Here is an 11,356-nt window from a genome sequence, read left to right on the forward strand (position 1 = left end):
ATATAATGAACAGAATTAACACAAAATTACAAGAAAATAAAAAACTGCTGTCAATATATTTTACTGCAGGTTATCCAAATACAAACGATACCGCTTCTATTATTCAAGAATTGGAAAAAAACGGTGTAGATATGATAGAAATTGGTTTGCCTTTTTCTGACCCTTTAGCAGATGGGCCTACCATCCAAGAGAGTTCGACTATTGCTATTAAAAATGGTATGACTTCAGCACGATTATTTGAACAATTGAAAGACATTCGAAAAACCGTTTCTATTCCGCTAATCGTTATGGGGTATTTCAACCCAATGATGCAATATGGTATGGAAAAATTTTGTCAAACATGTGCTGAAATTGGCATTGACGGATTTATAATTCCCGATTTGCCCTTAAATGTTTATGAAAATGAATACAAAGACATTTTTGAAAAATATAATTTAAAAAATATATTTTTAATTACACCACAAACATCCAACGAACGCATAAAACAAATAGACGCACTTTCAGATAGTTTTATATACATGGTCAGCTCGGCGGCAGTTACAGGCAGTCAATCGGGATTTCAGAGTGAACAATTGGATTATTTTAAAAGAATTGCCCAATTAAACTTAAAAAACCCTCAAATTATAGGTTTTGGAATTAAAGATGAAGAAACATTCTTGCAAGCTACTCAATATCAAAAAGGAGCAATTATAGGAAGTGCTTTTATTACGTTTTTAAAAAATAATACGATAGATTCAATTAAAAATTTTATTGATTTAATTCGAAAATAGCCTAAGATATGAAGATCGAAATTCGAAAAGCACAAGAAATCGAAATTGAAACCTTACTAGCTTTTGAAAAAGGGATAATAAAAGCAGAAAGAAATTTTGACCCAACATTAAAAGAAGGTGAAATTCATTATTATGATTTAATTGAGCTTATTAAATCACCAAACGCAGAAGTATTAGTTGCTGTATCTAATGAAAAAATAGTAGGTTCTGGGTATGCAAAAATCATAACTGCAAAATCTTATTTAAAACACAATGCATATGCTCATTTTGGCTTTATGTATGTTTTGCCCGAAGTTCGTGGACTAGGAATCATTCAAAATGTATTAAACGAACTTATGAATTGGACTAAAAGTAAAAACATAAGCGAAGTGCGATTAGAAGTCTATGATGAAAATACTACTGCTAAAAATGCATATATAAAATCTGGTTTTAAACCTCATATTTTAGAAATGAGGATGAAAATTTAAATTTCATGCTACATGAATATTTATAGTTTCTTTTTTTATTAAACTAATAGTCAGTTACTTAATTTTATTTTAAGGATGAATTGTAACTTTTTGTTTAATTTACCGTATAAATAGAACAATCAAAACTATAACTATGACATTTATAGAAAACTATGAACCTTTACTTAAGGCCTTCTGGTACATCGCTTTACCTGTAAGCTTGTTTTTTTTATTACAAACCATTATGACTTTTGTAGGCTTAAGTGGCGGAGAAACTGATGGTGATACAGATGGAAGTGACGGTGGCGAAATGCCTTTCGAAATTTTTACATTACGTAACTTAATTAATTTTCTTTTGGGCTTTAGTTGGACTGGAATTTCATTTTATAATTCCATGCAAAACAAAACGGTTTTAATTATTGTTTCTGTTTTGGTGGGGCTTACTTTTGTCGGTTTTTTCTTTGTTATGATAAAACAAATATTAAAATTATCAGAAAATAATAGCTTTAAAATTGAAGATACACTTAACAAAACTGCCCATGTTTATTTAACCATTCCAGAAGCAAAATCTGGCAAAGGTAAAGTTCAAATTAGTGTCAATGGAGCTTTTCATGAATTAGATGCTATAACACTTTCTGCTCAAAAAATTCCTTCAAATACTGCTGTAAAAGTTGTGTCCCTAGAAAATAACTTATTAATTGTCGAAAAAATTTAAATTAAACTAAACTATGAGTGAAATTATTATTATTGTTGTTGCTGTATTTGTTGTTTTTGTAACCTTTTTAACACTTATTTCACGTTATAAAAGATGCCCATCAGATAAAATTCTTGTCATTTATGGACGAACTGGTGGAACATCTGCCAAATGTATTCATGGTGGTGGTGCCTTTATTTGGCCTGTAATTCAAGATTTTCAATATTTAGATTTGAAGCCTTTATCAATAGAAGCTAATTTAACTAATGCGCTTTCTCGTCAAAACATTCGTGTCGATGTACCTTGTCGTTTTACAATTGCTATCTCTACTGAGTCTCAAAGTATGAATACAGCTGCTGAGCGTTTATTAGGCCTTACTCCAGAACAAATTCAAGAATTAGCAAAAGACATTTTATTCGGACAATTGCGTTTGGTTATTGCAACAATGACTATTGAGGAAATCAACTCTGATCGAGATAAATTCTTAGAAAACATTTCAAAAAATGTAGATTCTGAATTGCGTAAAATAGGTTTAAAATTGATCAATGTTAACGTTACAGATATCAGAGATGAATCTGGATATATTGAAGCACTTGGAAAAGAAGCTGCTGCAAAGGCAATAAACGAGGCAAAGATTTCTGTAGCCGAACAAGAAAAAATTGGAGAGACAGGAAAAGCAATGGCTGATCGAGAAAAAGATGTTCAAATTGCAGAAACTCATAGAGATCGCGATGTTAAAATTGCAATTACCAATAAAGATAGAGAAGTAAGTATTGCCGCTGCGTTTAAGGATGAAAGTATTGGTAAAGCAGAAGCATTAAGAGATACACGTGTTAAAACATCTGAAGCAAATGCTATTGCTATTCAAGGAGAAAATGAAGCAAAAATTGCCATAGCTAAATCAGAAGCCACACGACGTGAACGAGAAGCTGAAGCACTAAGAATTGCATTAGCATCTGAAAAAGTACAAAGCGCAAAAGCTCTGGAGGAATCATATCTTGCTGAACAAAAAGCAGAAGACGCTCGTGCTGACAGAGAACGTTCTACTCAAAATGCTAACATCGTAATTCCAGCTCAAATTGCCAAACAAAAAGCTATTATTGATGCTCAAGCTGAAGCTGAAAAAACTAGAGAATTAGCAAAAGGAGAAGCCGATGCTATATTTGCAAAAATGGAAGCTGAAGCTAAAGGTTTATATGAAATTTTAACCAAACAAGCCGAAGGATATCGTGAAGTAGTTAGTGCTGCTGGTGGCGATCCAACAAAAGCATTTCAATTGTTGTTAATTGAAAAATTACCCGAATTGGTGAGAACTCAAGTTGAAGCCGTTAAAAATATTAAAATTGATAAAATTACGGTTTGGGATTCTGGAAACAATGGTGACAATGGTGCAGGATCAACAGCAAACTTTGTTTCTGGCATGATGAAAACAGTACCACCATTAAATGATTTATTCAATATGGCCGGATTAAATTTACCCACTTACTTAAAAGGTAATGATATTGTTGATGAAGATCCAAAAGAGACCAATTCTACTGATAAAGTAAAATAAAATACAGAAATGTTTTAAATATAAAATTCCAAATTTTGAGTGTTACGCTTGGGTTTGGAATTTTTTCATTTGTTAAATAATAAAAGTCACTTTTTACTTATCTTTGCATTTCAAAATAACACATGAGCATAACCCTTCTTTCATCACCATTACAAGGCTTTACCGATTTCCGATTTAGAAATGCATTTCACAAATACTTTGGAGGAATTGACACCTATTATGCCCCATATATTAGATTAGACGGAAAATTAGTAATTAAAAATTCGTACCAACGCGATTTACAATTGGAACACAACAATACATTAGAGTTGATTCCGCAAGTAATGACTAACGACGCCGAAGAATTTTTGTTTGTAGTAAAATACGTTCAAGAATTGGGTTATAACGAACTTAATTGGAACTTAGGTTGTCCCTACCCAATGGTTACAAAAAAAGGAATGGGTTCTGGGCTTATTTGTAATCCTGAAAAAATTGATCATATTTTAAAGCGTGTGCATAACGAGACTGATGTTATAGTTTCAATGAAAATGCGAATGGGTTATGAAAATCCAGAGGAAATTTTAAATGTTTTTCCAATTTTAGATGCCTACCCTATAAAAAACATTGCGATACATGCCCGAATTGGGAAACAACTTTATAAAGGTGGTGTAAACTTAAAAGCTTTTCAACGCTGTACCGAAAACACCAAACACAAACTCTATTACAATGGGGACATAACATCTGTAGCCAAGTGTTCTGAAATGCAAAATCTTTTTCCTAGTATTGATCACTTCATGATAGGTAGAGGTTTAATTGCCGATCCTTTTTTACCAAATATGATCAAAAAAAATACAACCGAATATCCAAAAGACCGATGGAAAATTTTTCAAGAATTTCATGACACTATTTATCAACAATATGATGCAGCGCTTTCTGGTCCAACACCTATAAAAATGAAAATGTTGGGTTTTTGGGAATACTTTTCCATGTCATTTTCAAATCCTCAAAAAACGTTAAAAAAAATTAAGAAAGCTGCTAATCCAAAAGTTTACCAAGAAGCAGTTCAAGAAATTTTTAACAATGAAATTACTTAAAAAAGTTATTTACAACCTTTAATTTAACCTGTTAAAATAATTAAATTAGTTTAATTGTAAAACAGCAAAAAAAAATCCTAATGTAAATTAGAATTTTTTTATTTTCACTATTTATAATTTATTTTGATGCTTCAGCTGCTTTTGCCGCTTCTTCAGCTGCTTTTTCTTCTATATCCAAAGCTTCAAGACTTACAAACCCTTTTGAATGCAATAAATTATACCAATTTAATACTTTTTTTATATCTGAGTTATATACTCTGTCTTCATCAAATTCAGGTAAAATTTCACGAAAATAAGCCCTTAATGTAACATCATCAGATTTATGCGAAATTGTTAAACCTTCGCTTTCTTTAGTGGCAATAGCTTTAAATATTTGAACTAAACGAACTTCTTCATTGTATGTATAAATGGCAATTTCTGAAAGCAAGCTTACATTGGCTTTTAATCCAACCGTTATTTTTTTTCCATCAATTAATGATTCTGCAACGAATCCGGTGCGTGTTTGTACTTTTAAATCAAACAAACCTGGTTTACCAGAAACGGCTAGTATTTTTTTTAAACTCATTTTATTTTTTATTATAGTTATCTAATATTTTTTATTTAAGTGTGCGATTTTTATATAAGAATTGGTTACTTACTTGTAAATAGAAATCAATTAACCTGTAATAAAATTACGATTGAAATTTGTAAATATATAAATAGTTTATCTACCTTTTTTATTGGCAAATTTCATTCTGTAATCAGGAAAAGCTTTTCCGTCTTTGATGTTGTTTAGCTTTTTTGAAATTAATTTTCTTTTTAATGTAGAAATATGATCGGTAAACAAAATCCCTTCTATATGATCGTATTCATGCTGAATAACACGAGCAATTAATCCGCTATAAACCTCTTTTTTTTTGTTGAAATTTTCGTCGTAGTATTCAATTGTTATGGTATCGTGACGTAAAACATCTTCACGAACATCAGGTATACTTAGGCAACCCTCATTAAAAGTCCATAAATCACCTTCTTCTTTAAGAATTTTTGCATTAATAAACGTTTGCTTAAAAGCTTTTAATTCGGCTGCTTCTTCTTTAGAAATATCATCACTATCAGAAAAAGGCTCAGTATCTACAATAAAAACACGAATAGCCATACCTATTTGTGGAGCAGCTAAACCAACACCATGAGCATTATTCATAGTCTCATACATGTTAGCAATTACTTCGTTTAGGTTTGAATAGTCTTGAGCGACTACTTCACATTGTTTTCTTAAAACGGCTTCTCCATAACCATATATAGGTAAAATCATGAGTCTTATTTTTAATGTTTTAAAATGCAAAAATAAGAAATCTTATTTAATTAATTTTAAATGTACCCAAATTCTAAAACGAAAAGTGAATTAAATTCATTTAACAAAATAAAAACTATTTTATATAAATTAAAAAGATATAAAATCTTTTTAATTGTAATAATAAGGATTAAATATTTATATTTGTCGAAAATATTATTAACAATGATAACGATTGAGCAAACAAATTCTCAACATTTAATTTTCTGTGATGCAATAATTGAAGAAATAGCCTATTCTGCATCAATAAGAGGCACAGGAATAGCAAAGCGATCTGTTGAATATTTGAGTAAAAAAATTATTGATGGCAACGGAATTATAGCACTTTCTAAAACAAATGAATGGGCTGGTTTTTGTTATATTGAAACTTGGAGTAATGAAAAATTTGTTGTTAACTCTGGATTAATTGTGAATCCGAAATTTAGAAATTTAGGCTTGGCACGAAAAATAAAACAAGAGATATTTAATTTATCTAAAATTAAGTTTCCTAATGCAAAAATTTTTGGTTTAACAACTGGATTAGCTGTTATGAAAATTAACAGCGAATTAGGCTACAAACCTATAACTTATTCTGAAATAACTGATGACGAAAAATTTTGGGAAGGCTGCAAAAGTTGTGTCAATTATGCTATTTTAATATCTAAAGACAAAAAAAACTGTTTGTGTACTGCTATGATGCATGATGGAAATGAAAAAAAAATGAAAAAAAATGAAAATGAAAAAAGTAGTATTAGCATATAGTGGCGGATTAGACACTTCATTTTGTGCTGTTTATTTATCAAAAAAACTTGGATATGAAGTCCATGCAGTAACAATAAATACAGGTGGTTTTACTTTTAAAGAAATCAAAGAAATTGAGAAAAGAGCTTTTGAACTAGGTGTACATTCATACACTTGCATTGATGCTGTAAAAACATTTTATGACAGTTGTGTAAAATATTTAATTTTTGGTAATGTTTTAAAAAACAATACCTACCCTCTTTCTGTAAGTGCCGAACGAACAGTTCAAGCAAAATACATTGCTCAATATGCACAAAAAATAAATGCAGATGCTATTGCGCACGGAAGTACGGGTGCAGGTAATGATCAGGTTCGTTTTGATGTTATTTTTAATGTTTTATGTTCGTCTATTGAAATCATAACTCCTATTCGCGATTTAAAACTTTCTAGAGAAGCTGAAATTGCATTTCTAAAAGAAAACAATGTTGAAATGAATTTTGAAAAAGCGTTATATTCAATAAACAAAGGTCTTTGGGGAACATCTGTTGGAGGAAAAGAAACCTTAACCTCTCATGTTAATTTACCTGAATCTGCATTTCCTTCTCCATTAGAAAAAACAGAAAAAGATAAAACAGATGTAACATTGCATTTTATAAAAGGTGAATTAATTGGTATAGACAATGAAAGATTTTTACACCCAAGTTTAGCAATATTGCATTTAGAAAACCTTGCGAAACCTTTTGCTATAGGTAGAGACGTACATGTAGGTGATACCATCGTGGGCATTAAAGGAAGAGTAGGTTTTGAAGCAGCGGCTGCGCTACTTATATTAAAAGCACATCATTTATTAGAAAAACACACCTTATCCAAATTCCAATTAAATTTAAAAAATCAATTGGCAGATTGGTATGGAAGTTGGCTTCACGAAGGGTTGTTTTTAGATCCAGCTTTGCGAGATATTGAAACTTTCTTTTCCAGCACGCAAAACTGTGTTAATGGCAAGGTCTTTTTAACTCTTTTACCATATCGTTTTATTTTAAATGGAATAGAATCTGATAATGATTTGATGGCATCAAAATTTGGAGTTTACGGAGAAATGAATTTAAGTTGGACTGCAGAAGATGTAAAAGGGTATTCTAAAGTAATTAGTAATTCTTTGTCCATTTACCATCAAGTAAATGCTACTAATACACAAGTAAAATGAAATCATTAACAAAAGTGGGAATAATAGGAGCTGCAGGCTATACGGGTGGAGAATTAATTCGTTTGCTACTAAACCATCCTAAGGTTAAAATTGAGTTTGCGTTAAGTCGAAGTTCTGATGGAAAAAATGTATCATCAATTCATACAGATTTAGTTGGAGAAACTGAGTTGGTTTTTACAAACACGTTTTCAAACAATATTGATGTGCTTTTTTTGTGTTTGCCGCATAAAGAAAGTAGTCTTTGGATTGAAACACATGAAATAAATAATGATTTAAAAATTATAGATTTAGGTAATGATTATAGAATAGAAAACACATTCAGTAAAGGTGAATTTATATATGGTTTACCCGAAATCAATACTGATGCTATTAAAAAAGCTCAATTCATTTCAAATCCTGGTTGTTTTGCTTCAGCAATTCAACTGGCTTTACTTCCTCTTGCTAAAGCAAAACTTTTAAAAACAGTATATACTACTGGTATTACAGGTTCGACTGGTGCGGGTCAACAGTTGCAACCAACATCGCATTTTAGTAAAAGAACGAGCAATATTTCAGCCTATAAAACACTAAATCACCAGCATCTAACTGAAATTCGCAAAACATTAGAAGCTTTAAATACTGATGCTGTACAAATAGAATTTGTTCCGTGGAGAGGTGATTTTACAAGAGGAATATACACAAGTTCAACATTTGAATCATCATTAAAATTAGAAGAAATACAAAAACTATACGATTTTTTTTATAAAAAAAACCCTTTTGTTTTTGTTTCAAATACTCCAATAGATTTAAAACAAGTGGTAAATACAAATAAATGCTTGCTTTATATAGAAAAAGTAGATAACCACGTTGTCGTTCACTCTGTTATTGATAATTTGTTAAAAGGAGCCTCTGGACAAGCAGTTCATAACATGAATTTAATGTTCGGTTGGTCAGAAAATTTAGGGCTAAAGTTAAAAGCAACTGCATTTTAAAAAAATGAAAAAATGAAATTATTTGATGTATACCCATTATTTGACTTAAATTTTGTAAAAGCCATAGGGAGCTATTTATGGACTAACAATGGCGAAAAATATTTAGATTTATATGGAGGCCATGCTGTTATTTCTATTGGGCATAGCCATCCTGCTTATGTAAAAAACGTAAGCGAGCAATTGCATAAAATTGGATTTTATTCAAATTCGGTAAAAATCCCCTTACAAGAAGAAGTTGCCAATTTGTTAGGCAAAATTAGCGGTTATAATGATTACGAATTATTTTTGTGTAACTCGGGAGCAGAAGCTATTGAAAATGCAATTAAACTAGCTTCTTTTCATACCGGAAAAAAGAAAACTATATGTTTTACCAAAGCTTTTCACGGAAGAACTTCTGCTGCAGTTGCGGCTTCAGACAACAAAAAAATTATTGCTCCAGTTAATGAAACTGATAATTTTATTTTTGTGCCTTTTAACGATATATACGCATTAGAAGAAACTTTTAAGAAAAACACTATCTCTTCTGTACTTATCGAAGGGATCCAGGGAGTTAGTGGCGTTCAAATTCCCAATAAAACATTTCTGCAAAAAATTAAAAATTTGTGTGAAACACATGATGCTATTTTTATTTGTGATGAAATTCAATCAGGCTATGGAAGAACAGGTAAGTTTTTTGCTCATCAACATGCTGATGTAAGAGCTGACATCATAACTATAGCTAAAGGGATGGGAAATGGTTTTCCTGTTGGAGGCGTACTAATTTCACCTAAAATAAAAGCCAAACATGGCTTATTAGGCAGCACTTTTGGCGGCAATTATTTAGCTTGTGCAGCTTCAAAAGCAGTATTAGAGGTGATTAATTCTGAAAAATTAATGCAAAATGCTGCAGTTTTAGGGGATTATTTATACGAACAACTTAAAAATGAAGCTAACATTCAAGAAATTCGCTATCAAGGATTAATGATTGGAATAGAATTAAAAACAGCTTGTGCGCCTTTTAGAAATCAATTATTATCAGAATATAAAATTTTAACAGGAAATGCCTCTTGTCCCTGTACTTTGCGCATATTACCCGCATTAAATATTACTAAAAATGACCTTGATGTATTTGTTAAGGCATTTAAAAAAATTTCAAATTCTAAATAAGGGTGCAAATGAAAAGATTTTTTTCTGTAGATGATGTTTCAAATTTAGATGAATTAGTTAATGATGCTATTTTAACCAAAAAAAAACCCTTAAATAAAAGCGAATTAGGCAAAGGAAAAACACTTGGATTGGTGTTTTTAAACTCGAGTTTAAGAACTCGATTAAGCACAATTAAAGCAGCTCAAAATTTAGGTATAAAAACCCTGACTTTAAATGCAAAGCAAGAAGCTTGGTTGTGGGAGTTTGAAGATGGATCAATAATGAATACAAATACTGTTGAACACATAAAAGATGCCGCAAATGTGCTAAGCCAATATTGCGATGTAATTGGACTTAGATGCTTTGCAGGTCTTGAAAACAAAGAAGATGATGTCAGCGAAAAAATATATTCTTTATTTGAAAAATATGCTACAGTACCTTTGATTTCCTTAGAGTCAGCAACTTTACATCCATTTCAAAGTTTAGCCGATTGCATTACAATTAAAGAAAATTTATCTGCAAATAAAAAACCAAAAATAGTTCTCACATGGGCGCCACATATCAAATCTATTCCACATGCAGTTGCCAATTCATTTGCACAATGGATGAATAGAACGGATTATGATTTTGTTATTACACATCCTGAAGGCTATGAATTAGATGCAAAATTTACACAAAATGCAATTATTGAATACGATCAAAAAAAAGCATTGCAAGATGCTGATTTTGTATACATTAAAAACTGGTCATCTTTTAAAAATTATGGCAAAATTATTTCAGTAAAAGAAGACTGGATGTTGACAAATAAAAAATTAGAAAAAACAAATAATGCAAAAATAATGCATTGCTTACCCGTTAGAAGAAATATAGAGGTAAGCGATGAAGTTTTAGATTGTAAAAATTCATTAATTTATGAGCAAGCTAATAACAGAACATTTGCCGCACAAATAATTCTTGAAAAAATAATAGAGTCAAATGAAAAAAGTTAACATAATAAAAATTGGTGGAAACATTATTGATAATGAATTAAAATTAAAAAAATTTACACAAGATTTGTCTGTATTATCAGAACCTTTCATATTGATTCATGGTGGGGGTAAAACAGCAACTGATTTAGCACAAAAATTAAATATACCCCAACAATTAATTGAGGGTAAACGAATTACAAGTGCTGAAACATTAAAAATTGCCGTAATGTCTTATGCTGGCTTAATTAACAAAAACATAGTTGCATTATTACAAAAAAACAACATAAATGCGATTGGTCTATCGGGAGCAGATGGAAATTTAATTAAAGCAAAAAAAAGACCTATAAACCTTGTTGATTTTGGTTTTGTGGGTGATTTATCAAACAAAAGCATCAACACCTCTCTTTTAAAAAGCCTATTAAATTTAAAATTAACACCTGTTATTTGTGCTATAACACACGATAAAAAAGGGCAATTATTAAACACAAATGCAGATGTTATAG

12 protein-coding genes and 1 pseudogene are annotated in these 11,356 nt (G+C 30.7%); 11 read left to right on the plus strand and 2 right to left on the minus strand.

Annotation, left to right across the window (positions count from 1 at the left end; genetic code table 11):
- Positions 1-5: 5 nt before the first annotated feature.
- From trpA to AABM47_RS07465, 5 genes are all read left to right on the plus strand, one after another.
- Entirely contained in the window at positions 6-770 is a 765-nt protein-coding gene (gene trpA, locus AABM47_RS07445) for a tryptophan synthase subunit alpha (RefSeq protein ID WP_338410311.1), read from the plus strand.
- A gap of 8 nt (positions 771-778) precedes the next feature.
- A complete protein-coding gene (locus AABM47_RS07450; RefSeq protein ID WP_338410300.1) occupies positions 779-1,237 on the plus strand; it encodes a GNAT family N-acetyltransferase in 459 nt (152 codons plus the stop codon).
- Positions 1,238-1,370: 133 nt separating this feature from the next.
- Positions 1,371-1,931, plus strand: coding sequence for an NfeD family protein (locus tag AABM47_RS07455; protein ID WP_338410301.1), 561 nt, complete (start codon positions 1,371-1,373; stop codon positions 1,929-1,931).
- A gap of 13 nt (positions 1,932-1,944) precedes the next feature.
- Positions 1,945-3,462 carry an SPFH domain-containing protein gene (locus AABM47_RS07460; protein ID WP_338410302.1) on the plus strand — a complete coding sequence of 506 codons (1,518 nt, stop codon included), beginning with the start codon at positions 1,945-1,947 and terminating at the stop codon, positions 3,460-3,462.
- A 122-nt stretch (positions 3,463-3,584) separates the two neighbouring features.
- On the plus strand, positions 3,585-4,535 hold the full coding sequence (locus tag AABM47_RS07465) for a tRNA-dihydrouridine synthase family protein (RefSeq protein ID WP_338410303.1): 951 nt from the start codon (positions 3,585-3,587) through the stop codon (positions 4,533-4,535).
- 118 nt (positions 4,536-4,653) lie between these two features.
- Here AABM47_RS07465 and AABM47_RS07470 read toward each other — a convergent pair whose 3' ends face one another.
- Both AABM47_RS07470 and def read right to left on the minus strand, forming a co-directional pair.
- Positions 4,654-5,100 carry a DUF5606 domain-containing protein gene (locus tag AABM47_RS07470; protein WP_338410304.1) on the minus strand — a complete coding sequence of 149 codons (447 nt, stop codon included), beginning with the start codon at positions 5,098-5,100 and terminating at the stop codon, positions 4,654-4,656.
- A 138-nt stretch (positions 5,101-5,238) separates the two neighbouring features.
- On the minus strand, positions 5,239-5,826 hold the full coding sequence (gene def / locus AABM47_RS07475) for a peptide deformylase (protein WP_338410305.1): 588 nt from the start codon (positions 5,824-5,826) through the stop codon (positions 5,239-5,241).
- Between the two features lie 204 nt (positions 5,827-6,030).
- Between def and AABM47_RS07480 the strand changes: the two genes are divergently transcribed.
- The 6 genes and pseudogenes from AABM47_RS07480 to AABM47_RS07505 all read left to right on the plus strand — a co-directional run.
- Positions 6,031-6,606: an N-acetyltransferase gene (locus AABM47_RS07480; protein WP_338410306.1), complete on the plus strand. Its 576-nt coding sequence runs from the start codon at positions 6,031-6,033 to the stop codon at positions 6,604-6,606.
- Positions 6,575-7,789, plus strand: coding sequence for an argininosuccinate synthase domain-containing protein (locus AABM47_RS07485; RefSeq protein ID WP_338410307.1), 1,215 nt, complete (start codon positions 6,575-6,577; stop codon positions 7,787-7,789). Before AABM47_RS07480 ends, AABM47_RS07485 begins: the two co-directional genes overlap by 32 nt.
- Positions 7,786-8,760 carry an N-acetyl-gamma-glutamyl-phosphate reductase gene (argC, locus tag AABM47_RS07490; protein ID WP_338410308.1) on the plus strand — a complete coding sequence of 325 codons (975 nt, stop codon included), beginning with the start codon at positions 7,786-7,788 and terminating at the stop codon, positions 8,758-8,760. Before AABM47_RS07485 ends, argC begins: the two co-directional genes overlap by 4 nt.
- A 12-nt stretch (positions 8,761-8,772) precedes the next feature.
- Positions 8,773-9,906, plus strand: a complete 1,134-nt coding sequence (locus AABM47_RS07495) for an aminotransferase class III-fold pyridoxal phosphate-dependent enzyme (protein ID WP_338410309.1) — start codon at positions 8,773-8,775, stop codon at positions 9,904-9,906.
- An 8-nt stretch (positions 9,907-9,914) separates the two neighbouring features.
- Positions 9,915-10,874, plus strand: a complete 960-nt coding sequence (locus AABM47_RS07500; RefSeq protein ID WP_338410310.1) for an acetylornithine carbamoyltransferase — start codon at positions 9,915-9,917, stop codon at positions 10,872-10,874.
- A pseudogene (locus AABM47_RS07505) lies at positions 10,861-11,356 on the plus strand (acetylglutamate kinase); the annotation flags it as partial. The gene AABM47_RS07500 and the pseudogene AABM47_RS07505, both read left to right, overlap by 14 nt.

This window comes from uncultured Flavobacterium sp. (genome assembly GCF_963925415.1).
Lineage (GTDB): Bacteria > Bacteroidota > Bacteroidia > Flavobacteriales > Flavobacteriaceae > Flavobacterium.

Excerpts from the sequence above, each read along its gene's own strand:
- trpA (WP_338410311.1), top strand. The coding sequence starts at position 6 with ATGAACAGAATTAACACAAAATTACAAGAAAATAAAAAACTGCTGTCA.
- AABM47_RS07450 (WP_338410300.1), top strand. The coding sequence starts at position 779 with ATGAAGATCGAAATTCGAAAAGCACAAGAAATCGAAATTGAAACCTTA.
- AABM47_RS07455 (WP_338410301.1), top strand. The coding sequence starts at position 1,371 with ATGACATTTATAGAAAACTATGAACCTTTACTTAAGGCCTTCTGGTAC.
- AABM47_RS07460 (WP_338410302.1), top strand. The coding sequence starts at position 1,945 with ATGAGTGAAATTATTATTATTGTTGTTGCTGTATTTGTTGTTTTTGTA.
- AABM47_RS07465 (WP_338410303.1), top strand. The coding sequence starts at position 3,585 with ATGAGCATAACCCTTCTTTCATCACCATTACAAGGCTTTACCGATTTC.
- AABM47_RS07470 (WP_338410304.1), bottom strand. The coding sequence starts at position 5,100 with ATGAGTTTAAAAAAAATACTAGCCGTTTCTGGTAAACCAGGTTTGTTT.
- def (WP_338410305.1), bottom strand. The coding sequence starts at position 5,826 with ATGATTTTACCTATATATGGTTATGGAGAAGCCGTTTTAAGAAAACAA.
- AABM47_RS07480 (WP_338410306.1), top strand. The coding sequence starts at position 6,031 with ATGATAACGATTGAGCAAACAAATTCTCAACATTTAATTTTCTGTGAT.
- AABM47_RS07485 (WP_338410307.1), top strand. The coding sequence starts at position 6,575 with ATGAAAATGAAAAAAGTAGTATTAGCATATAGTGGCGGATTAGACACT.
- argC (WP_338410308.1), top strand. The coding sequence starts at position 7,786 with ATGAAATCATTAACAAAAGTGGGAATAATAGGAGCTGCAGGCTATACG.
- AABM47_RS07495 (WP_338410309.1), top strand. The coding sequence starts at position 8,773 with ATGAAATTATTTGATGTATACCCATTATTTGACTTAAATTTTGTAAAA.
- AABM47_RS07500 (WP_338410310.1), top strand. The coding sequence starts at position 9,915 with ATGAAAAGATTTTTTTCTGTAGATGATGTTTCAAATTTAGATGAATTA.